Annotated in this window: 14 protein-coding genes; 9 read left to right on the top strand and 5 right to left on the bottom strand. The window is 66.7% G+C overall.

What is annotated here, in order from left to right; genetic code table 11:
• The first annotated feature begins 28 nt into the window (after window positions 1-28).
• Genes ACFYSH_RS19665 through ACFYSH_RS19650 form a run of 4 tightly spaced genes read left to right on the top strand, consistent with a single transcriptional unit; the run spans window position 29 to window position 5,649 of the window.
• A complete protein-coding gene (locus ACFYSH_RS19665) occupies window positions 29-2,932 on the top strand; it encodes a Z1 domain-containing protein (protein ID WP_359464513.1) in 2,904 nt (967 codons plus the stop codon).
• 20 nt (window positions 2,933-2,952) lie between these two features.
• A complete protein-coding gene (locus ACFYSH_RS19660) occupies window positions 2,953-3,405 on the top strand; it encodes a very short patch repair endonuclease (protein WP_359464515.1) in 453 nt (150 codons plus the stop codon).
• A complete protein-coding gene (locus ACFYSH_RS19655) occupies window positions 3,402-4,358 on the top strand; it encodes a DNA (cytosine-5-)-methyltransferase (protein ID WP_359464518.1) in 957 nt (318 codons plus the stop codon). Before ACFYSH_RS19660 ends, ACFYSH_RS19655 begins: the two co-directional genes overlap by 4 nt.
• Window positions 4,359-4,404: 46 nt before the next feature.
• A complete protein-coding gene (locus ACFYSH_RS19650) occupies window positions 4,405-5,649 on the top strand; it encodes a DNA cytosine methyltransferase (protein WP_359464521.1) in 1,245 nt (414 codons plus the stop codon).
• A gap of 49 nt (window positions 5,650-5,698) precedes the next feature.
• Here ACFYSH_RS19650 and ACFYSH_RS19645 read toward each other — a convergent pair whose 3' ends face one another.
• From ACFYSH_RS19645 to ACFYSH_RS19635, 3 genes are all read right to left on the bottom strand, one after another.
• The gene (locus ACFYSH_RS19645) at window positions 5,699-6,601 is read right to left on the bottom strand and encodes a DUF6339 family protein (protein WP_359464523.1); all 903 of its coding nucleotides are present in this window, start codon (window positions 6,599-6,601) and stop codon (window positions 5,699-5,701) included.
• The gene (locus ACFYSH_RS19640) at window positions 6,598-7,509 is read right to left on the bottom strand and encodes a hypothetical protein (RefSeq protein ID WP_359464525.1); all 912 of its coding nucleotides are present in this window, start codon (window positions 7,507-7,509) and stop codon (window positions 6,598-6,600) included. Before ACFYSH_RS19640 ends, ACFYSH_RS19645 begins: the two co-directional genes overlap by 4 nt.
• Before the next feature lie 62 nt (window positions 7,510-7,571).
• Complete coding sequence (locus ACFYSH_RS19635) at window positions 7,572-9,659, bottom strand: helix-turn-helix domain-containing protein (protein WP_388754025.1); 2,088 nt, start codon at window positions 9,657-9,659, stop codon at window positions 7,572-7,574.
• Between the two features lie 327 nt (window positions 9,660-9,986).
• On the opposite strand from ACFYSH_RS19635, the gene ACFYSH_RS19630 reads away from it, so the two are divergent.
• The 5 genes from ACFYSH_RS19630 (at window position 9,987) to drmB (ending at window position 22,296) form a co-directional block, all read left to right on the top strand.
• Window positions 9,987-10,358, top strand: a complete 372-nt coding sequence (locus ACFYSH_RS19630) for a hypothetical protein (RefSeq protein ID WP_388754022.1) — start codon at window positions 9,987-9,989, stop codon at window positions 10,356-10,358.
• A gap of 118 nt (window positions 10,359-10,476) precedes the next feature.
• The gene (locus ACFYSH_RS19625; RefSeq protein WP_388754019.1) at window positions 10,477-15,276 is read left to right on the top strand and encodes a DEAD/DEAH box helicase; all 4,800 of its coding nucleotides are present in this window, start codon (window positions 10,477-10,479) and stop codon (window positions 15,274-15,276) included.
• Window positions 15,273-17,189 (top strand): UvrD-helicase domain-containing protein, encoded by a 1,917-nt coding sequence (locus ACFYSH_RS19620; RefSeq protein WP_388754016.1) that lies wholly within the window; start codon window positions 15,273-15,275, stop codon window positions 17,187-17,189. Before ACFYSH_RS19625 ends, ACFYSH_RS19620 begins: the two co-directional genes overlap by 4 nt.
• Entirely contained in the window at window positions 17,186-20,437 is a 3,252-nt protein-coding gene (locus ACFYSH_RS19615; RefSeq protein ID WP_388754013.1) for a helicase-related protein, read from the top strand. The genes ACFYSH_RS19620 and ACFYSH_RS19615 overlap by 4 nt, the downstream gene beginning before the upstream one ends.
• A 2-nt stretch (window positions 20,438-20,439) precedes the next feature.
• Window positions 20,440-22,296 carry a DrmB family protein gene (gene drmB, locus ACFYSH_RS19610; RefSeq protein WP_388754010.1) on the top strand — a complete coding sequence of 619 codons (1,857 nt, stop codon included), beginning with the start codon at window positions 20,440-20,442 and terminating at the stop codon, window positions 22,294-22,296.
• A gap of 254 nt (window positions 22,297-22,550) precedes the next feature.
• Here drmB and ACFYSH_RS19605 read toward each other — a convergent pair whose 3' ends face one another.
• Both ACFYSH_RS19605 and ACFYSH_RS19600 read right to left on the bottom strand, forming a co-directional pair.
• Window positions 22,551-22,742, bottom strand: coding sequence for a DUF397 domain-containing protein (locus ACFYSH_RS19605; protein WP_388754007.1), 192 nt, complete (start codon window positions 22,740-22,742; stop codon window positions 22,551-22,553).
• On the bottom strand, window positions 22,739-23,602 hold the full coding sequence (locus ACFYSH_RS19600) for a helix-turn-helix domain-containing protein (RefSeq protein ID WP_388754004.1): 864 nt from the start codon (window positions 23,600-23,602) through the stop codon (window positions 22,739-22,741). The genes ACFYSH_RS19605 and ACFYSH_RS19600 overlap by 4 nt, the downstream gene beginning before the upstream one ends.
• Window positions 23,603-23,628 lie beyond the last annotated feature (26 nt).

Genomic DNA, 23,628 nt, shown 5'->3' with positions numbered 1-23,628 from the left:
CGCTCCTCGCAGGAAGCCGCACCCGCCCATGACCGACCACTTGTTCAACCTCCACGGCGACGTCCTGGCGTCCATGCGCCGGGGCCCCAAGGCGTTCGCCAAGCTGGCGTTCGCCCTCTCCGAGGCGGAGGAGCCGGCCGACACCGGCCTCGGCCACTTCCACGACCGGATAGTGGGCGCGGGCCCCGGCGACGAGCTGACCGCTCTCTGGCACCGCGCCCTGACCTCCTGGGACCTCGCCGAACAGGCCGACTGGTCCACGGCGCCGCCCCGCACCGACGCCCGCCGCACGGACACGTTCAACCGCCTCGGCTTCGGCGCCGACCTGCGCAAGGCCCTCGACCACGCCGTGCCGGTGTTCAAGGAGCCCGGTGCGACGGTCATCAGCAAGGAGTTCACCTCCTGGTACTCCAGGGACACGGCCGCGGCCCGGTCGTTCTACTGGAACTCCTACGAACAGACACTGCGCCGCAAAGGCTGGTCGGACGCGGCGGTCGCCGGCCTGGACGAGGCGAGCCACGCCGTGGTCGAGCGCCTCTCCGACCCCACCCGCACGGAGGCCTACGGCGCCCGGGGCCTGGTCGTCGGCTACGTGCAGTCCGGCAAGACCGCCAACTTCACCGGTGTCACCGCGAAGGCCATCGACGCGGGCTACCGCCTGGTCATCGTCCTCGGCGGCACGCTGAACCTCCTGCGGAGCCAGACCCAGCGGCGCCTGGACATGGAGCTGATCGGCCAGGAGAACATCCTTCGAGGCGCCGACCCGTCGGACGTGGACGCCCTGGTCGGCGTCGACTACCAGGACGACGAGGACTGGCCGGCGCGGTTCGTCAGCCACGGTGGCCGTCCCTCGGCCCTCGGCGCTTTCGACATCGAGCGCCTCACCACGCGCGACGACGACTACAAGAGTCTGCTGAACGGCATCAGGGCCCTCGAATTCGAGAAGCAGGTCCGGACGCAGCCGCTCCACGCCCCGGCCAACCTGCACCACGCCGCAGCGCGCGTGATGGTGGTGAAGAAGAACAAGTCCGTCCTGGCCAAGCTCATCAAGGACCTCAAGAAGATCGGCCCGATCCTCTCGGAGATCCCGGCCCTGATCATCGACGACGAGTCGGACCAGGCCTCGGTCAACACGACGGACCCGAAGAAGTGGGAGGACGGCAAGGTCGTCCGCAAGGCCATCAACGGCCAGATCACCCAGCTCCTCGGCCTCCTGCCCCGTGCTCAGTACATCGGCTACACGGCGACCCCGTTCGCCAACGTCTTCGTCGACCCGGGCGACGAGGAGGACATCTTCCCTCGCGACTTCCTGATCTCGCTGCCGCGCCCGACCGGCTACATGGGCGTGCAGGACTTCCACGACCTGGAGTCCGAGGGCACGGCGGAGGAGACGCACGTACGCGGTATCTACGACAGCACCGGTGACCGCCTCCAGGAGGCGCTGGACTCCTTCGTCCTCACCGGAGCCCTGAAGCTGTACCGCGCGGCCAACGGCGTCCCGGAGGGCCCGTTCCGCCACCACACGATGCTGGTCCACGAGTCGAGACGCATGGCCGAGCACGCGGCACTCGCCCTGCGCATCAACTCCCTGTGGCACCGGTCGGCGTACACCGGCCCCGAGGGCCACACCCGCCTCGCCGCACTCCTCGCGGCCGACTTCCAGCGTTACGCGGACGAGGACCTGCCCACCCCTGCCTCGTACGACGACCTGAAGCCGTACGTCTCGCGCGCCCGCCAGCTGATCAACTCGGGCGGCGAGCCGGTGATCGTCGTCAACGGCGACACCGAACGCGACTACGAGCAGCCCGAGCTGGACTTCGACCGCACCCCGCACGTGTGGAAGATCCTGGTCGGCGGCACGAAGCTGTCCCGCGGCTTCACGGTGGAGGGCCTGACGGTCTCGTACTACCGCCGCAGGCCCCAGCAGGCGGACACCATGATGCAGATGGGCCGCTGGTTCGGCTTCCGCCCCGGCTACCGCGACCTGGTCCGCCTGTACATAGGCCGCGAGGAACCCCTGGGCAAGACGAAGACGGTCGACCTGTACGAGGCCTTCGAGGCGATCTGCCGCGACGAGGAGACCTTCCGCACCCAGCTCACCCGCTACGCGGCCCTGGTGGACGGCAAGCCGCAGGTCACGCCGGCGCAGATCCCGCCGCTGGTGTCGCAGCACCTGTCCTGGCTGAAGCCCTCGTCCCGCAACAAGATGTTCAACGCGGAGCTGGTGGAGATCCGGTCGCCGGGTCAGTGGGTGGAGCCGACGGCGTACCCGACGGGCGCGGCGGACCTGCGGCACAATGCGGAGATCTGGCGTCCCGTCCTCGAGGGGCTGGCCCCTTCTCCGGTCGCGCTGAGGTGTCGCGCCAACGGCCGGGACGACAGCTACGAGGCCGTACTCGGGACGCTCGACCACAGTGCACTTGTCGCAATCCTGAGCGAGCTCAAGTGGTCCGTGCCGACCCATTTCTCGCCGCATCTGGAGTCTCTCGTCTCGGCGGGTGACTCCATCACCGACTGGCTGGTCATCGCTCCACAGCAGACCTCGACACGAAGGATCGAGGCGAGCATTCTCGGCTCACGCCCGCTCTCACTGGCGAGCCGTGCCCGGCGCCGGGGTGATCTCTTCGGTGCGATCAGTGAGCCCAAGCACCGTGGGGTCGCCCTGCGGGTGGCGGGCGCCCTGCCGGACTCCCAGGACCCCCTGGTCGAATCACTCGCACGCCCCCGACGCGGTGCCCTGGTTCTCTACCCCACGGTCGAGAGCGAGCCTCGGCTTTCCTCCGGCGGCGCGATAGATCCCGGGGACGTGGTCATGGCCTTCTCCCTGGTCGCCCCGACGTCCCCGGCCGGCGGGCAGAGGAGCCTGGTGCGCTTCCGTGCCATCGATTCGAGCAGGAGCAATTTCGCCGTCATTGATCGCGAAGAGGACTGAGCGTAGGAAACTGGGCAGTGATGAGCACCGCCAAACCATCCTCCCCAGACGTCTCGGCCCGAATGAGCCGCCAGGCACGCCGCGACACCGCGCCCGAGGTGGCGGTCCGGAAGCTGCTGCACGCGTCCGGCTACCGCTACCGCCTCAACGAGCGTGTGCCGGGTATGTCCCGGCGCACCATCGACATCGCCTTCACCCGGGTCAAGGTGGCGGTGATGATCGACGGATGCTTCTGGCACGGCTGCCCCGAACACGCCACGCAGCCGAAGTCGAACGCGGAGTGGTGGCGGGAAAAGCTCGACAAGAACATGGCGCGGGACTCGGACACGACGTCACACCTGGTCGCCGAGGGGTGGACGGTCCTGCGCTTCTGGGAACACCAGTCCCCGGCACAGGTCGCCGAGCAGGTGGCGGAAGCCGTCGATCGCGAGAGGCCGGCCAGGCGGACAACACAAGAGGGCGGGGCCTCGTGAGCGGGTTGCGGTTCGTGGATGTGTGCGCAGGCGCGGGCGGGCTGGCGTTGGGGTTGGAGCAAGCGGGCTTCGATCCGGTGCTGCTGGTGGACAACAAGGCGGTGGCCTGCGAGACGCTGCACCTGAACCGCCCGACATGGGACGTACTGGAGATGGACCTTCTGGATTTCGTTCCAGACGAGTACCCGAAGACCTACGACGTAGATCTCCTGTCGGCGGGCCCGCCCCGGGTGAAGTCCAACGCGACCGCCGGGAGGGCGGAGACCAGGGAGGAACAGCGCCTCCTGGAAGCAGCGGTCCTTCTCACCCATTCCATCCAACCGCGCGCTCTCCTCATCGAGAACGTGCCGGGGCTCGTGGCAGCTCCGGAATTCGGGTCCTTGCGTACGTTCATAAGCGAGGAGTTGGAACACCTCGGATATCGGCTGCACTGGTTCGTCCTGAACGCGGCCGACTTCGGCGTACCGCAGGATCGTAAACAGGGCGTACTGGTCGCTTTGAAGGAGCGGTATTCCGCCCTCTTCCGGCCACCGCTGCCGACGGTCGACAAGCATGTGTCGGTAGGTATGGCGCTCCGGCGCTCCATGGCAGCCCGCGGCTGGCTCGGCGCTGACGCGTGGGCGGCTCAGGCACTCAGCGTGGCACCGACGCTCGTCGGTGGCTCCGACAACCGCGGCGGAGCGGATCTGGGACCGACGGGAACGAAGAAGGCCTGGGCACGCATGGGGGTCAACGGGGGCGCACTCGCTGATGAGGTCCCGGGGCCCGATCTCGACGGCTCCTCCGAGATGATCAAACTCACTGACTCGCAGGCTGCGCTTCTGCAGAGTTTTCCGCGTGAGTGGCAATTCGCGGGCAGGAAGACCGCCCGGTACCGGCAGATCGGTCACGCCTCGCCACCGCCGGTCGGGGCAGCTCTGGGGCGAGCCGTCGCAGCCGCGCTGGAAGCCTGATCACCATGGAAACGACGAGGTCACCGGCCGGCTACACTTGCACATCATGACCCGCCCTCTTCATCCGTCGCTTCCCCATGCGAAATACATGATCGTCGATCTTTTCGCGGGCCCAGGTGGCCTCGATATCGCCGCCACGATCATGGACGACGTGGAGAGCATCGGCGTCGAGTGGGACGACGCGACCTGCGAGACGCGTCGGGCAGCCGGCCTGCTGACCACCACGGTGAGAGATGTCGCCGCGCTAGGCCCCTGCCATGACGAGGTCATCGAAGCGAACGTACTCACTGGCGGCCCCCCGTGCCAGTCCTTCTCCGTCGCGGGCAGCCGGAAGGGCCACCGGGCTCTGGAGCAGGTCAAGGCACTAGCCACGCGGTTGACCGAACATGACGATCTTGTGAAGTTCGAAGCCGCTTGGCAAGAGGTCAAGAACGAGACGGACAACATGTCCGACGACCGCACCGGCTTCGTCCTCCAGCCACTGCGCTGGATCATGGAGGCCAAACTCAAGCGTGGCAATCCGTACGAGGTGATCGTCCTCGAGCAGGTCCCCACGGTGCTGCCTGTATGGAAGCACTACGCCGAACTCCTCAGGAAGGTCGGTTATGCCGCCGACGCCCACGTTCTGCATGCCGAGGACTTCGGCGTCCCGCAGACGCGCCGCCGTGCCGTACTGATCGCTCAGTGGGACCCGGAGAACGTGAACCGGCCCGTGAAGTTCCCCCTCCCGACGCACCAGCGCTACAGCAAGGGAGCCACTCGTCTCCGGCAGCAGCACGACACGGAGCATGGGAAGCAGGGGCTGTTGTTCCCCGCGCCTCGACACGTGAAGAGACCGGTCGAGCCCTGGGTCGCCATGCAGGACGTACTCACTGAGCGTCCACGCGACTTCGAGGTGGTCTCCAACTACGGATCAGGTGGCGACCCCAAGAACCGGGGCCGCCGGACTTCCGACCAACCCGCAGCAACGATCACCGGAAAATTCCGGCGTAACAAGGTCTTCATTCTCAAAGAGACCGAAGCCGGCACGAAGGACATCGGTGAGGAGCTGGAGCGGCTCAAGCCCGAGGAAGCCGGCCTTCTCCAGTCGTTCCCGAGGCGGTACCCCTGGCGGTCCACCGATGTGGCCCAACAGATCGGGAACGCTATTCCGCCCCTCCTCTCCCTGCACATTCTCAGCAGTGCGCTCCGACTCGGCCCGCCGAGCAAGGATCTGATCAGCAAGCTGGCGACGTGGGAACCGCAGCACTCGGCCGGTGCAGCGGATGAGGTCCTCACCGAGAACGCGTGACCCGGACGGACCTGCCGCAACAGGCCCGTCCGGACGCACACCGGGGCTTTCAGTCCGGTGGAGCGGTGGAGCGAGTCCTGTCTCGCAACGGCGCCTCCGCGGCAAAGCGCTCGAACATCGCCGTGAGGACCTCGCAGGAGGAGCGCCGGGCGGTGCCGTCGGGCGGCCCGTCGGGGAGTCGGTCCCACGGGACGGCCGAAGCCGATTCCACTTCTTCGACCCAGTCGGAGAGTGCGAAGTGATCGGGTACGTCGTCCGGAGCTATCACCTCGTACATGAGCGTGCTACCGGCCACGTTGACCGCCGTGCACAACGCGTTGACCCGATCCCCGAGTCGCGTGACTCCCTGTCGGGACAAGTTGTCGAGGACCCGCACCAGGGACAGGGCAGTGGGTTTGTGATCGATGGTGGAGAGCCGGAGAGCCGTGTTGATCATGTCCTGATTCCCGCAGGCGATCTCTGCGGAGGTGTAGTCGGACCCGTCTCTGAACATTTCGGCGGCCCACCACAGTCGGGAGAAGGTCTGACTGTAGTGAGGCCCCACGAACCTGACCCCGGCGACCTTCTTGGGATCGTCCTCGGAACCGCCGAGCGGCAGGTGCCGCCACAGGACGTAGTCCGGCGCCACAGCCAAGGCCAGGAAGTTCCACAGGCCGGAGTTCGCCGCCTCGCTACGGGTCATCCGCAAGGTGGCGTGCAGTCGCGGCGCCAGCCAGGCGTCGGCATCGGTTCTCACCGTATCGAACCGGCTCATGGCCTCTTCGACAAGCTCTCGCACCGGTTCGACGCTCCATCGGACGGAGTCGTTCTCGATCGGTGTACTCGCCCGAAGAATCGCGACCTGTGGCAGGCCGTCCCGGCCCGTAAGTACCCCGTGGGTGAGGAAGGCCGTGGCGGCATGGCCCGGAAGCAGAGCGAGCCGTTCGGGAGGCTCGATGTGGTGTCGGCTCATCGACGCGGACCCTCCTGGGCACGACGCACGGCGCGGATGGTCGCCGTCAAATTCTTGGGCACCTGTCCTCGTCTTCCTGCTGCATAGTGGATCCTCGACTGGATCTCTGCCCACCCTCGACCGTCGCCTCGGCGACTGTGCGCCTCTGCCAAGGCTTCTGCAAGGGGCAATCCGGGGAGCGCCTCAGGAAGCATTGAGCGCAGCACCGACTCCCGCCATCCACCGGGGAAGTGCGGGGTGCCGTCCTCATCGAACTCGAGGTCGCTCAGTGCCGAGTGGAACATGGTGGCCCAGGCCTCACCCGCGATCTGCGCGGCCACCATTCCGGCGGTCGCCTTCTCCAACGGACCGCGCGCACCGGACAGCAGCTCGGGAAGCCCTTCGAAGGACGTGTTGATCAGGACCGCCGGCAGGTCCCCGGCGGTGTCGATCAGCCAAGGAGCGTCCGCGAACCGACGCAGCCACTCCTGGGGCCCGTCCCGGAAATCCTTCTCCAGAATCTCCATATCGCGCTGCCTGGTCGGTGTGCGGGCAAGCAGGTCCACGATCCAGGGCGTATCCGTCCTGCCGATGACGCGCCCGTCGATTCCACCGTGGCTACCGACGACGCTCACGTCGAGGAGCGCGCGTGCCGCGTGAGTGGAGCGGCGCACCCGGACTTCCCCTCGCCAGTGGGTGTCGCCACGACGACGTTCCAACCGTGTCACGACACGGGTGTTGGTGGCTCCCTCGGTCAATACGGCGACGCAGCTGACCCCTGACCACGGGCCCTCGTCCAGTTCATCGGTGGGGAGGGAGACTTCCAGGTCAAGGACGCCCTCGGTCCAGTCGTCCCGCTCTATCTGGTGAAGGGCGACAACCTGATCGCGTTGGGAGATCAGCGAGAGCTGCAAGGGCTTCCCGTCCATGGTCGCCCCTCGGACGGTGACCTCGATCTTCCCCACCAAGGTTGGGTACGCGTACACAGTGCTCACGCCGAAGTCTCCCGTGGCTGCTGGATGTCGACGATCACACCGGCCATGGCGGCGGCCACCGGGTGACTACGGACAGCCGTAACGCCTCCGAAGCGCGCCGACCGCACATCCGGATCGATGAGCAGTCGGCCCTCGACTACCTGACAGTTCTCCTTCGCAGACAGTTCCGCCCACTCCAACGAGGGGCGGCCACCCGATCGCACATCGAACTTGACGACCGGCAGCAACTGCCACCGACTGTCGCGCTGCGGGACGGTCAGCGACACGTCCAGGGTCCAGGCCCCGTCCCTGTCCACCTTCCCGACGACCCGGTCCACGAGTGGGTGCCCGGTGCCGCGACGAACGCCAGCTGCCGCAGGCGCATCAATACGTAGGAGCTTCCGAAGGATTTCGGGGCCGGTCGAGTCCTGGCCGGTGGTTCGCCGACCGATCAAGCTGCGCAGTGCAGCGTCCATGGCTGTGTTGAACTCGGTCAGGCGGCGTGGCGCGTTGGCGTAGGCGGCGGTGAGTTCCTCGGTCGTCCCCCACCTGTCGTGCTCCGGCGGCTCCGCGGCCCGGAGAAATGCTTCGGCCGCGTGCGTCGCCGAGCTGTCGTCACCTGTGGCGAAACCGGCGAGCAGGACGGCTTGGAAAGGGTCCACTCCCGCACCCAGGCTCCGAGGGGTACGGGCCGTGACCGACATACGGGTGCCGCGCATACAGATGATGCGGCTGTGCTTCTCGTCGTTGTCCGCAGCGGGAGTGACCAGGAGTACGGCACGGTGGTCATGTCCTCCGGCTCCGCGCCCGGCGGCCCGCAGCGGCGGGACAGTGAGGGTCACTCCCCTGGCCGCTACCTGCCCGGAGTCCGTGAGTTCTTCGACCGTTTCTCCGTCGAGGTACGCCCGGAGAGCGTGGACCAGGGCCGGGTGCCGGTCGAGCGGATCAACTCGCTGCTCAGGAATCACGAATTCACCGTTGCGAAGAGCGCGGACCGAGGCCTCCAGCATGGCCGGCGCCGAACGGCCTGCGGTCATGGCAGCCCAGAAATTGTCGGACAGCGCCCGACCGAGGGCCGCGTGCAGGTCTTCCAGGGTGTCGTTGCCCCCGGCCGCGTCGTGTGCGCCGACGACGAGGAAGGACGTACCCGGATCATCGCTGTCCCGGTCGAGACGTAGATCGGCGACCACTTGTTCGTCGGCCCACCAGGAGCGGGACACGCCTTCGTGCTCCTTCTCCGTGTCCGGCTCACCGAGCCAGGCGGGCCCTGCGTAAGCGACTCCGTCGACCTCACGCCAAGGAAGGTCCAGACGACCGACCACCCGGCGGACCGTCCGCCCCTCATGTGTCTCCGACAAGGTGCTGTTGATCAGCACCAGGCCCAGCCGGCTGGCCGCCCACAATGTGGCCTTGCCCAATCCGTACGAGCCACCGGCCCGGTCGTTGCTCTTGTGACTGTCGAGCTGCCGGCGAACCACAGCGGCGTACCGACCGTCTCCGTACTCGGGTCCGGTCAGCCCCGAGGCGTTGTAGTCGTCGACCCGGAGCAGCAGGAGGGAGGAGTCCTCACGCAATGCCCGCAGCCCTTCGGCGAGCGCCCTGCCGACCTTGTGCCGGGCCTGTGCCGCCGCCGCGTAATGGGGTTCGAGCTGGTCCCACTTCAGTGCGGAGAGGAAGGAGTGCAGGTGCTCACCGGTCAGCTCGTGCAGGGTGAATCGCACCCGCACCGGGCGCGCCGGATCCAATCGTTCGTCCAGGGAGTTCTGCGTGACTTCCCTGGCCAACACGGCGAGGTTCGCGTCGAAGGCGAAGACAGCCGCGTTGCCGTACTCCCGACCGCCGTCCTGATGCGCACCCCGGTGGTACCAGCCGATCGGCCGATCCGATCCGGCGTCGACGTCCCTGGTGATCAGGGTGGCAACATCCGTCTCCAGAATCCTGGCCATCTCGACCATCAGCTCCGGTCTCGGCCGCGACCTGCCGGTGACCCACGCCGACACGGCCGCCCGCGTCAGGTTCAGCTCCTTGGCGAAATCTGCCTGCGATATGCCGCTGCGGCGCAACTGGCGTGCGAGCCAGATGCCGAAGCCTTCGACGTCCTCCATCGAACCCACTTCCTCTTGGTTCCGAGCAGGTCCACGGTAACACCCGCATTTGACACAACCGGACCCGTCAAACGCTGATTGACATCATGGCCGACTGGTGCGCCAGCAGGGGTGGTTGGAAAAATGATCATCACACTGTCAGCTCGTCGGATCGTGTCGACGTGCTAGCGTTCAGCCCACGCAACTGCCGTTGCTAAAACGGCTGTTGGAGGACACGCCTGTCCAGGAGACAGGTGAGGTGTGTCCTCGGACCGGTTGCGCGGCACGCTTGCAAGCGCCAACAGGTCGAGGGACTCGATGGCGTTACCACTGGGAGGGGAACCCCGCATGAGCGACGACGATGACGACTGGATGGCACGGATCATCAAGGAGTACGACAACACGGAGGACCCGGACCTCCGGGCCGAGCTTCTGATGTGTCACGGCATCCACCCCCGGGCCTTGGCCTCGGCCCGGCAGCGTCTCGCCCGCCGCGAGAAGACGTCACTCACGGCCTCCACACCCGAACCCCGCGTGCGGCGCATGTCCCGTGCCACCCGCCGCCCCATCACCCCTCGGCGCCTCGGTAGCCCTTGCACCCAGCTCCTCCGCGCCCGCCACAGCACTCGGAAGGTGCACACGACCGGGCGGACTGTGACCGTCATGACGACGACCGTTACGGTCACGACTGTCACCACGGTCACCACCACCAACAGCTGACCCCCCTCTCTATTCAGCTGCCCCGCTGCTTCACCAGGGGTGCCGGCACCACGCGTCGGCACCCCTGCTCCCCCCGCGCATCCTCGGTTCGTTTTCTCTCGCTCGAGACAGGTGCTCCATGACCGACATGCCGTTGGCCAATTCTTCACTCCCGCCCGTGATCGACACAGTGATCCGCCAGTCCTCAACCGTCCTCAGGACGTATCAGGTCGACCCGGGGTTGATACAGGAACACGCCAACGGAGAGCGTCGCATTACACAGGGGGGCTACGGCGAACGCCAGTTGTTCGAACTTGTCCAGAATGCGGCCGACGAGATCGCTGCAAAGCCCGGGGGCAAGCTGCACGTCGTCCTGACCGATACCCACCTCTACTGCGCGAACGAGGGCACACCTGTCACGCCGGAGGGTGCCGAGACGATCCTGCGCATGAGTGTGTCCCGCAAGCGCGGTGGGCAGATCGGCCGCTTCGGCGTCGGTGTGAAGTCAGTACTCTCCGTGTGCGACTCGCCCCAGTTCTTCAGTGGTAGCGGTGCCTTCGGGTTCGGGTTCGACCGGGAGTGGTCCGCCACCGAGATCGCCCGAGCGCTCGGCCGACAGGATGACATCGGCATGGATACCCCGGTGCTCCGGATGGCCCGTCCTCTCGATGTCGCCCAGGAACGGGCTGACGACGACGTATTGCACAAGCTCCTGAGCTGGGCAACCACCGTGGTTCGTCTGCCCCTGTTGCCGGGTGCCGCCGAACGTCTTGGGCGCGACATCAGCGGTCACAGGAGTCGCAACGGACGAGAGACTGACGCGTTTCCTGCCCATTTCCAGTTGTTCTCTTCCCATGTCGGCCAGGTACTCCTGCACGACGAGCGCACCATGCCACCCACGCGCAGGGAGATTTCGATCGAGCGCAAGGGCAATCACCGCACCCTTCGTGAGGTAGCACGCGGCGCCAAGCAGACGATCGAGAAGTGGAAGGTTTTCTCAGCCAGCTACTCCCCCGCCGGAGAGGCCGCGGACAGCGCGGGCGAGTTGCACGGCCGACCGATACTCGAGGTTTCCTGGGCGGTGCCCGAGTACACCGTCCGCAACGGCCTGCACACCACCCCCGTCGGCAAGGGTTCGTTCTGGGCGTTCTTCCCCACCAAGTACGAGGTGTCACTGACCGGCATCCTGAACGCCCCGTGGAAGACCAACGAAGATCGTCAGCACCTCCTCGACGGCAGTCCCTTCAACCGGGAACTGCTGCAGGTGGCTGCGGGATTGGTGATCGACACCCTGCCCGGCCTCATGCCTCCCGAGGATCCCGCCGCATACCTTCCCCTGCTGCCTGGTCGGGCCAAGGAGAAGCTCAACTGGGCCGATGATTACTTCCTCAGGCGCGTATGGGAGATCGCTTCTCAACGCCCCTCTCTTCCGGACCAGACCGGGAAGCTCCAGATCCCCCGCGATCTGTGCATCACCCCTGCCAACCTGGACAAGGAATGGGTACAGATCTGGTCGGAGTACAGCGGTCGCCCCACCAACTGGGTGCACCCGTCCGTCGACGCCTCCGACAATGCCGTCCGCCGTGGCAAGATGATGCACATCTTGGACGCGGCGGGAAAGACGCCCGAGAACGTCAAGGACTGGCTTGAGGCCTTGGTCACGGACGGCACCGCAGAGGCGTCGTCCCATGCCATCGAGATCTTGTCCCTCATGGTGCTCAAGGATCAGGCCGCACGGCTACGCGGAGATTCCCCACTCACTGCCGAGGCACGCACAGCCAGGATCGTCCTGACCGAGAGGCACGGACTGGTCGCACCCGTAGCCGGTGAGATCTTCCACCGTACCTCTGCCGACACCCTCCGTGACGACATGGTCTACGTCCACCCTGCGATCTCCGAACGCCCGGAAATGGCGCGTCACCTGCACGCGATCGGCATAAGGGTCGCCGACGCACAGGGACGGTTCGAGGGTGTCCTCGACCAAGGGTTCGGCAACTACGACAACAACGCATGGGCGAACTTCTGGGTTCTGCTGCGCAGCGCCGGCGGCAGCCTGCAGGTCGACAAGGTGCGCACCAAGGTGCCCAAGCCGATGGAGACGCTGCGTGTCCGCACCCTGGAGGGTCGATACCGGCCGATGCGCGACTGCCTTCTGCCCGGCCCGGTGGTGCCTGCCGATGGCAGCCGTGACAAGGCCGTCACCGTCGACATGGCGTTCCACGAGAGCGACAAGTCGGTCTTCCGCGACCTCGGATTGTTCGACCGGCCCACCGGCGGGCACCGGCCCCAGGAAGAAGCGTGGTTTCAGGAGTACCGGCAGGTCATCCACGACCGACACCTCCGCAGTCTGGCCAGCACAGCACCGCGCCCCAGCATCACCCGACTTGTGATCGAAGGTGCTCCGACACTGGGGCCACTGCATCTGTTGCCCACTCTGTCCGAAGAGGGACGCGCTGCCTTCGTATCGGCTCTGCCGGCATCCGAGATCTCGCAGAACTGGCAGATGCAGTACGGAAGCGCCGCCAACACACGCAAGGCTGTCGTCTCTCCGCTGCTCTGGGTGATCAACAAGCACGGGTTGGTCAAGACCTCCATGGGCCTGACCCGAGTGTCCGAGGCTGTCGGTCCCCAGCTCAAGAACTTCCGATCTGTGCTCCCTGTCGCGGAGGTCTCGGACGAGACGGCTCGAAGGCTGAATATGCCCACGTCTGCCGACGAGGTGCCCACCCGGCGCTGGAGCAAGTTGTTGGACCTCCTGCTCGTGAGCGAGGACGACGCGTTCATCGGTCGTGCCTACGCCCTGCTGCACCGGGTCGGTTTCGAGTTCCCGGAAGGCCTTCTCACCCGCTGCCGGGTGGGAGAGGCATGGGAGGGACGCCCCGACAGCGAGATCGCTGTCGCAATGAACCCGATGGAATTCCAGGAACTCGTCCGGGAGCGACTTCCCGCTCTCCTGGTCACCGATAAGGCCGACGTCGCCACTGCGAAGGAGATGATCGAGGACTGGGGCATGCTCAAGGTCTCCGACGTCATCAGCAGGGAGATCGAGTCCGTCAAGATCGGGCGGGCTACGTCCTTGTTCGAGGAGTTCCCGACGGTCAAGGCACGCCTCGGCCAGGCCGCCAGCAGCCAGAAGATCCAGCGCTGCTCCGAGCTCGACGAGGTCATGCGCACGCCCATGGGAAGCGATCGGAAATCGCTGCCGTTCGCCCGGAAAGGTCAGACGCTCTACGTACTGGACTCCCTCGACCGGCAGCAGGTGCTGGAGGCCGCTGACAAGGAGTTCAAGTGGGGGTGGGGTGCGGCCGGCTGTCGCCAGGCCCTCACCCTCCAGGACAAGCAGGAACGTAACCAAACCCTCCAGAAGCGTCTGCGGGAGGTGCGGGAATCCGAGAGCATCATCGACAAGATCGCTCTGCTGATCAGTGAGGAAGCCCTTCGCAGCCAGCTCCCCCCTGGGCTCATGGAGAGCGAGATCCACGAGCAAGGTGCCGAGCCGAGTCTGCGGCGCATCGCGGAGATGGCCTTCAACGCACACGGTGAGGCGATCCTTCGGGTCCACTCCCGCGATCTCGCTCTGGACTTCCCCACCCACGCCCCCAGCTCATTCACCGGGAGCCCGAAGGCTCTGCAGTTCGTCACCGACTTGGGGTTCCCCGACTCCTTCGCCGGTGCACAGGTGCCCTCCCTGGAACCCCGCTTGGAGATCGACGGTCCCATGGAGTTCCCTGCTCTGCACCCGTACCAGGAGGAACTCGCTCAGGCGCTGCTCGGCCTGTTGAGTAGTCCTATGCCTCAGCGCGGCATGCTCAGCCTGCCGACCGGAGCCGGCAAGACGCGTGTCACAGCCGAGGGCGTGATCCGCTGGATCCGTGACCGGACGATCCTGCCCGGGCCGATCCTCTGGATCGCGCAGACCGAGGAGCTGTGTGAGCAGGCGGTACAGAGCTGGAAGTTCGTGTGGTCGAAGGTCGGCCCCGAACATCCTCTGGTCATCAGTCGGCTCTGGTCGTCGAACGAGGCCACACCGGTGGACGGGCGCCCTCACCTGGTCGTCGCCACCGACGCGAAGCTGGACAGCTGCCTGGAGAAGGAGAACTACGCCTGGCTGAGGGCCACCGCCTCGCTCGTCATCATCGACGAAGCGCACACTGCGATGTCCAAGCGCTACACACGACTGCTCGAACAGCTCGACCTCACGCACCACCGCACCGGTCGTCACCTGGTCGGTCTGACCGCGACCCCGTACAAGAACAACGCGGAACTGACCCGCCTGCTGGTGCAGCGGTTCGGCAATCGCCTCGACACAAGGGTCTTCGACGGCGATCTGTCCGTCGCCATGAAGGGTCTGCAGCAGATCGGTGTCCTCGCCCAGGTGAAGCACCGGGAGCTGCCCGGTGCTGCCATAGCACTGACGGCCGATGAGCGCGCACAGTCCGAGAAGTTCGCCACCCTGCCCAAGGGAGCCGAGCAACGGCTGGCCGAGGACCACGGTCGCAGCCAGCGCATCGTCGACGAAATCGCTGCCATGCCGTCGGACTGGCCGGTTCTGGTATTCGCGACCTCGGTGGCCCACGCCAAGTTGCTCGCCGCCAAGCTCGGTGACCGGGAGATCAAGGCCGCCGCGATCGACTCGACGACGCCCACCAATGAACGTCGGAAGCAGATCGACGACTTCCGCAAGGGACGGATCCAGGTCCTGACGAACTACGGCGTGCTCACCCAGGGCTTCGACGCGCCCGCCACCCGTGCCGTGGTCGTCGCCCGCCCGACGTACAGCCCGAACATCTACCAGCAGATGATCGGACGTGGCCTGCGTGGCCCGAAGAACGGTGGTAAGGAGAGCTGCCTGATCCTGAACGTGCGGGACAACATCACCAACTACGGCGAGAGCCTCGCCTTCACCGAGTTCGAGTACCTGTGGGACGGGAACCAGTGACCATCGCCCCCCTCACCGAACATCGGCTCACTCCCGCGCAGCAAGCCGTGGTCGACCAGCCCTGGGATGCCCGGGTCCTGGTCACGGCGGGAGCAGGCGCCGGCAAGACGCACACCCTCGTGCGACGACTCGACATGTTGGTGGAGCGCGAGGAGCTGGAAGCCGGGGAGATCCTGGTGCTCAGCTTCTCCCGCGCCGCCGTGCGCGAGCTCACGGAGCGGATCGAGCGGCACGCCGCCGCCGCACAGCGCATCCGTGTCCAGACCTTCGACGGCTGGGCCTCTGCCCTGCTCAACCGTGCCTACCCAGACGTGGACTGGGGGAAGTACACCTTCGACAGCCGCATCGAGGCGGCCACCGAGGCGATCGACAAGGGAGCGGTCGAGGGCGGCGAGTACGTGCCCGCGCATGTGGTGATCGATGAGGTCCAGGACCTCGTCGGTGTCCGCCGGGAGATGGTCGAGGCGTTGCTCGACCGTTTCCAGGAGAACAGCGGATTCACCGTGGTGGGGGATTCGGCTCAGGCCGTGTACGGCTTCCAGGTGTCCGATCCGGAACAGCGGGCCGAGGAGACCGATCGCTTCCTGGAGTGGGTGCGTGCCACGTTCGGCGAGGACCTGGTGGAGCTCCACCTGGGCGACAACTTCCGGGCCCGTGGCGAAACGGCTCGGGTGGCTCTGCCCTACGGCTCGCCGTTGCAGCGATTGCCTCGCGATCGGGGCGCGGCCGCGGGCGAGGCGGAGCGTATCCACGGCGATCTCCGTGCACTGCTGCTGTCGACGCCGAACTTCGGAAGCCTGGAGGACCAGTTCGTATTGGCGGCCCTGCGGGACTTTCCCGACACCACCGCCGTCCTGTGCCGCGACAACGGCCAGGCATTGACGTTGTCCGGCATCCTGGCCGCGGCCGACGTACCGCACACGCTGCAGCGCTCGGCCCGCGAGCGCTCGGCCCCTGTCTGGATCACCGAACTCCTCGCCTCGACCGGCACGACCGCTCTCACCCGGGAGCGCTTCGAGCAACTGCTGATCGACCTGCCGATTCCTGCCGGCAGCGTGCCGGAAGCGCTGTGGCGGTCCGTACGAAAAGTGGCGCGGGGCCGTGGCCGAGGAACCCTCGATGTCGTCGCGCTGCACCGCGCGCTCGCCGAAGGCCGGTTGCCTGATGAGCTCACCGCGGCGCTGCCGTCCTCGCTCGTGATATCGACGATGCACCGGGCCAAGGGGTTGGAGTTCGATCGGGTCCTGGTCGTCGAACCACGAACGCTGAAGGAGCCGGCACCGGTCAGGAAGAAGAAGTACGACTACGACCCGGCTGCCGAGGCCCGGCTGCTGTATGTGGCCATGACGCGGGCCCGGGACGATCTCTACGTCCTGGACGCACCCAACTCGTGGCTCGTCCGGAAGGACAAGAGGATCGACCGCTGGTACCTGGGCGGTCGTGGCACCTGGGCCCGTAACGGGATCGAGCTGATCGGTTCGGACGTCTCCCACGAGCAGCCTCCGGGCACGGAGGGGTTCCGGCAGGACCCCGAGGAACTCTGGCGTCATCTGGTGACCGGCGTCGCCGCCGGTGCCGAGGCGGAGCTGGCCCTGTTGCACAACATCCCTGTCGACTCCGACCAGTCGCCTCCGTACGCGGTAGTCGTCGCAGGGCGACAGATCGCCGTGGTGTCCGAACGCTTCCGGACCGCCCTGAACCGCATGCTGCGCCGCACCTCCCACTCCGAGGTCGATCGATGGCCCCCGCTGATCACCGGCCTGAGGGTCGAATGTGTGGAGAGCGTTGCGGGCAGCCCCGCCGCTACCGAAGCCGCCGGCCTGGGTTCGCACGGCGCCTGGATCGCACCCCGTCTGTGCGGCCTGGGACGCTTTCACTGGTACGCGAACGAGACCGAGGGGAACGAAGAATGAGCGGGTCGACCCACCAGACGCACTACGAGGTGCGCGACTCGCTCCTCGAAGCCCTTCGGCAGGACCTGCTCGGCCCCGTGGGTGGCGTGGACGAGGTGCTCACGGATGACGCGCCGATCACCATGTACCCGGTCGGGGTGCTCTTCCCACGCTCCCGCCCGGACGGGTCCGACAGCTCACCCCGTACCGGAGCGACCGAGCAGGGGGAGCTGGAGTCCGAGCGGGACGGGCTCGACATGGCGCCTCTCGGCGTCCGTCGGGACGTCGAGGAAGGGCCCGGCGATCTGGGCGTCTCGCTGGCGAACGTCCGGATGCCGTCGTCCATCGGCCTCACCTTTGCCGTGGACCCGACCGTGTCCAGCTGGATCCGGTTGGCCGTAAGCACCGCCGTCTACCTTCCCGAGGACGCCGAGGGGAAGCCGGTGGCCGCGAAGCGGACCGAGGCACGGAGCACGAAGGCTCAGCGGGAGCATTGGCGGCGCTCCACCCTGCGGATCGAACCCGTCGATGTGGACGTGACTCAGCCCGGTCTGCTCGATCCCTTCGTCCTTCACCCGGGGCTGGAACTGCGTGTGCTGGTCCGCCCCCGGTCCACGTCGGACGGGACCGTGACCGTGACGGCCACGGTCGTCAACAGTCATGAGGTCGGCCGGTTCGACCTCCGTGACGCGCACTGCTTCTACCAGCCGGTGCTGAGCGTAACGGCGAAGGACGGCACCAGCCCGGTGTTCGTGGTGCGGCCTGCCGCTCTGGGCGCGGTCGACTCGGAGCAGGCGCTGAGCAGGCTCCTGCATCGCCATGTGCCGAGCTTCGCCATCGGCCACGGGTGCGCGGCGCATTGGGATTGGACGCCACCTCCGGTGGGATCCGTATCGATCGGGCGTCCGACGGTCACCGCTCTGCGGACCGAGTTCGTCCCCTCCCACGAGGTGCTGCTGACCGACTCCAATCCCGGGATCGACGACAAGCCACTGACCATGTACCGGTTGGGAACCGCCCCGACCCATGAGGTCGTGTCGACGCTGCGCGCACTGCTGGCAGGGTACGAGCGGTGGATCGGGACCCAGGAGGACCAGGCCCAGCTGCTGCGCGGCACCGAGCACGGCAAGACCGCGAACGATCAGGTTCTGCTGTGCCGCCGCGCTCTGCTCCGGATGCGTGAAGGCGTGGATCTCCTGGAAGACTCCGAGCGACCGGACACCATGCACGCGTTCCGGCTGGCGAACCTCGCCATGGCCGACCAGCGGGCACGTACCGTGTGGATCAAGGAGGGCAGGTCCGGCCGACCGGACGAACAGGCCGGACGGTGGCGGCCCTTCCAGCTCTCCTTCATGCTGCTCTGCCTGGCCGGAATCGTCGATCCGGGCCACGACGACCGAAAGATCTCCGACCTGCTGTGGTTCCCCACAGGCGGTGGTAAGACGGAGGCGTACCTCGGGCTCATCGCTTTCACCACCTTCCTCCGACGGCTGCGGGACGGGGCCGCGGGGGCAGGCGTCACCGTGCTCATGCGGTACACGCTCCGGCTGCTCACGCTCCAGCAGTTCGAGAGGGCCGCAGCGCTGATCTGCGCCATGGACCGGCTGCGGGCCGCCGATCCGGTGCGGCTGGGACACGAGGAGATCTCCATCGGCATGTGGGTGGGGCGTTCGGCGACCCCCAACACGCTGACGGTCGCCGAAGGCAAACTGGCCGACCTCGTACGTAACGAGGCCCTCCAGTTGCAGACGGAGAACCCGGTTCAACTGCGTAACTGCCCATGGTGCGGTGAGCCGATGCGTCCACGTGACTATGCGGTCGACAAGGACGCCCGACGCATGACGGTTAACTGCCCGTCGGGCATCTGTGACTTCCACCGGGGGTTGCCGGTGCACCTCGTCGACGAGGCCGTCTATGCCTATCGGCCGACCTTGGTCATCGCGACGGTCGACAAGTTCGCCTCGATGCCCTGGCGACCCGCGTCAGCGGCTCTGTTCAACCGGGACGTCGACGGGGTCCGGCCGCCCGAACTCATCGTGCAGGACGAGTTGCACCTCATCTCGGGACCGCTCGGCACGCTCACCGGTCTGTACGAAACGGCCATCGACGCGCTGGCCGAACGTCCCAAGGTCATTGCCTCGACCGCCACCATCCGACGCGCCGGTGAACAGGGCACCCGGCTCTTCGACCGCGAGGTGGAGCAGTTCCCGCCCGGCGGCCTCGACGCGAGGGACTCCTGGTTCGCCGTCGAGACGCCGCGTGAGCGCAAGGCGGCACGCTGTTACGTCGGCCTGCTGACCTCCAGCACCAGCCAGGCCACGTTGCTGATCAGGGTGTACGCGGCTCTGCTGCACCGGGCCCACGCCCACGATGCTCCGCCCGAGGTGAAGGACGCGTACTGGACGCTGGTCGGCTACTTCAACAGCTTGCGACTGTTGTCGGCGGCAGAGCTCCAGGTCCTCGACGACGTCCAGGAAAGGCTGGGTCACCTCGCGGCGCGGGACGGCCTCAAGGCGCGCCGCGCGGACGCTCTCACGGAATTGAGCAGTCGAGCCAACGCCAGTGACATCTCCCGCCGGCTCAAGGACATCGAGCGACGGCACCCCAGCCCTGAGGCCCTGGACGTACTGCTCGCCACCAACATGATCTCCGTCGGGGTCGACGTCGACCGACTCGGGCTGATGGCCGTGATGGGGCAACCGCAGACCACTGCCGAATACATCCAGGCGACGAGTCGGGTCGGCCGACAACACCCGGGCCTCGTCGCGATCATGCTCAACTCCACCAGGTCGAGAGACCGTTCGCACTACGAGGACTTCCAGAGCTTCCACTCCGCTCTGTACCGCGAGGTGGAATCCACGAGCGTCACCCCGTTCTCCGCCCGTGCCCGTGATCGAGGCCTGCACGCCGTGGTGGTGGCCCTGGCCCGGTTGATGCTTCCTGCCGCACGGGCCAACGAAGCGGCCGCACACGTGGAGGACTTCCACACCGAACTCCGCGACAAGGTCGGAAAGGTTTTGCTCGACCGAGTGGAGACGGTCGAGTCGGACGAACTCGCGTCCACCACAGCCGCATTCGAGCAGTTCGTCGAATGGTGGCGGGGTGAGGCATACGAGCGACCGAACCTTGTGTACGAGGCTCCACGTGGTTCCCGCGCCCCCGCCCTGTTGGCCAACTACGACGACGAGTCGTCCTATGTGTCGCCGTGGAAGACACTGTGGAGTCTGCGAGACGTAGACGCCTCGTCCACCTTTTTCGAGGAGCGCTGACCATGGGCCCCGTACCTCCCCGCACCCGCCGTCGCGGCCTCCCTTCGACAACAGCACGTAGCGCCCGCAAGCTCGGAGAGATCCGCCGGGCCCAGCTCATCACGACGTACGGCGTCGGAGCGATGATCGCCGTGGAGAACGAGTCCTTCCTCATCCGTGGTATCGACTCGTGGGACATCTCCGAGGCACCTTTCATCTCGGAGCCCCGCTTGGCTCGGCAGCTGGGAGTCTCCGGGTTCCGGATGCCCCCCGCTCCCGATGCCGACTCGGCACGGGACGGTGTACGGGCGGTGCGCTTCCCGGAGATGTACTCATGTCCTCACTGCCATCAGTTGCAGCCCTTCCGTAAGTTCAACGCACCGGCCGGACGGGCCGAGTGCTCGACATGCCAGGAGAGCCTGGTCCCCTCCCGCTTCGTGATCGCGTGCACGCACGGCCATCTGGAGGATTTCCCTTACTGGAAGTGGGTCCACCGGGGCAACCGGGCGGGTTCCGGTGGCTGTGGGGGCCAACTGTCCTTCCAGGCCGATGGCTCGACCGCATCCCTGCGTGCCGTACTGATCAGTTGCAGTTGCGGAGTGGAGAAGGTGTCCATGGAGGGGTCGTTCCGACGCCAGGCCCTCAGGGACCTCGGCATCCGGTGCGGCGGCCGTCGCCCCTGGCTCAAGGACGCTCCTACCGAGAGCTGCCAGGAGCCACCGCGCACCCTCCAGCGTGGTTCTTCCTCGGTCTGGTTCCCGGTCATGCACTCGGCCCTGTCCATCCCTCCGTACAGCCAGGGCATCGCCAAGATCGTGGCGCCGTTCTACGACGGTTTGAAGGACGAGGATCCCGCCTCCATCAAGTCGTTCGTACGCGTCATGAAACTGCTGCTCCATCACCCGAAATACACCGACGACGACGTGGTGGCAGAGGTCGAGCGGAGGCGTACGGCCGAGATCGATGCCGGAGAGCAGGACGATGACACGGAAGCCGCCAACCGCGTCGGCGACTACCGGCGGAAGCTTTACGAAGGCGAGTATCGAAGTCTGTCCACACCTCACCCTGAAGATGCCGAGGAGAAACAGGAGTTCGTCTGTGAAGCCCCCACCGCCCCGATCGACATCCTGCGCTCGTCACACGGGCTGACCCAGGTGATGCTGGTCAAGCGACTGCGCGAAGTACGGGCACTGCAGTCGTTCCGACGTGTGGAGGAACCGAGCCCGGCCGATTCCCAGTTGCGCCAGTCAGCGATCTCGTTGACGAAACCGAGTTGGCTTCCGGCTTTCGAAGTGAGCGGTGAAGGTGTGTTCCTTCGCCTCGCCCCGGAGCGGCTTCGGATCTGGGAGGAGCGACCGGAACAGGTCGCTCGCGCCGCCCGGATCCGCGAGAACCACGAGCGACTGCTGTCAGCCCGCGCGAGCGACTCGGACAAGCCGATTCCTCCTTCACCCGCCACGCCCCGCTTCCTCCTTCTGCATGCTTTGGCCCACACACTGATCAACGAATGGAGCCTGGACGGTGGCTACCCGGCCGCATCCCTGCGGGAGCGGCTCTACAGCGACGAAGACATGGCGGGTGTGCTGATCTACACGGCCACCAGCGATTCCGCCGGCAGTCTCGGCGGCGTCGTCGCGCAGGGCGAGCCGGACCGTCTCGACGCCTCTCTCCGGGCCGCACTGCACAGGGCGAGTTGGTGTTCGAACGACCCCCTGTGCATGGAGGCGGAGGCGAGCGGCGCGGACAGCCTGAACATGGCCGCCTGCCACGCCTGCCTGCTCCTGCCGGAGACGAGCTGCGAGAACAACAACATATTGCTCGACCGCGCTGCCTTGGTGGGAACCCCGGATGGCCGGGTGCCGGGCTTTTTCAACCTCTGACCCTGGGAGCAGGGCGCCCGCGCGCCGTAGGTCGGTGCTCAGACCGGTGCCTGCGGCGAGGGCGGCTGCCCGCATGGCCACCGAGCGTGGGAAGGCAAGGAGCCGGGGATGCGCATCATGCCCGATTTCGCGTCCCACCGCCCCTATTGACGGCTCCCTGCAACAGCCGAGGCTCGGTTCCGTGTCTGGCTGTCGCGGCCGGAGTCACGACCGGTCGACGGGGCAACAGGACGACTGCTGCCCCTACCGGCCGTTCAGACGCGCGAGTCCGCAGCCAGCACCGTGAATGACGACCATGCGCGAAGGGAGACAGTCAGCGCGGGCCTCTGCGTGTCCTTCGAGTCCCGGACCAGCACAGCCTCGGGACGTACGGCGATCTCGACGCAGTTGTCGCCGCCGCCTCCGCTGTAGCTGCTCTTGGACCAGGCAAGCTCCACGGTGCTCATTGCCCTCCTCGCATCTGTTCCAGCAAGCTCGTCGTGTCCTGATGGCTCAGGGCCTGCGAGCGCATCTTGCCATAGCGCTGGAGCATGTGACTTGCCGCTTTCGGATCGCTGATGAGCATGCTGGTGCCGTGCCCCTCGACGTAACCGGCCCACCGGTGGTCGGCGGTTTCCGCGAGGTACATCTCGCCTTCGAAACCGGCGTGGTCCTCCTGGACCAGTGGCATCACCTGGAGTTCCACGTTGCGGTAGCGCCCCACGAGGAGCAGGTGGTCGAGAAGAGCCTTCGTCACCCGGGCGCCGCCCAAACGCCGTTCCAGTAGCGCTTGTTCGATGATGAAACTGAAGGTGGTGTTCGGACGGTCGATGAGGAGTTGCTGGCGGGCCAATCGATCCGCCACCTGGCGTTCGGACTGCTCCTGGGTGAGTGGAGGCAGGTGGCGATCGAAGACCGTCTGGATGTACGGCTCGGGCTGCAGCAGGCCGGGGATGACCCTGCACTCGTAGGCGTAGAGCGAAGTCGTCTCCTCCTCGACGGCCGCCCACTGCAGGAACCACGAAGCCAGGCCGGTTTTCCGTGTCAGGCCTCGCGCCGCCGCCACCAGCACCCGGGCCGCGGCCGCCCCCAGTACCTCCTCCGAGCGCTCCAGCAAGTCCCTCGGCGGGAACCGCTTGCCCTGCTCGATCTTGGCGATGTACGCCGCCGAGTACTGCACCAGAGGCGCGAACTGCTCCTGCGTCAGACGGGCTTCGTCCCGCAGTGCCTTGAGTACCGCCCCGAACGTCTTGAGGCTGTCGGACACCTCCGGCTCGCCGCAGTTTCCGTTTCCCCCACCCCTGCCACCGTCGTTGTCCGTAGCCATGCGCGGCCGCCTTTCCCTGTGCCTGG

The organism is Streptomyces sp. NPDC005791 (assembly GCF_042871485.1).
Lineage (GTDB): Bacteria > Actinomycetota > Actinomycetes > Streptomycetales > Streptomycetaceae > Streptomyces.
This window is presented reverse-complemented; position numbering and strand designations above follow the sequence as displayed.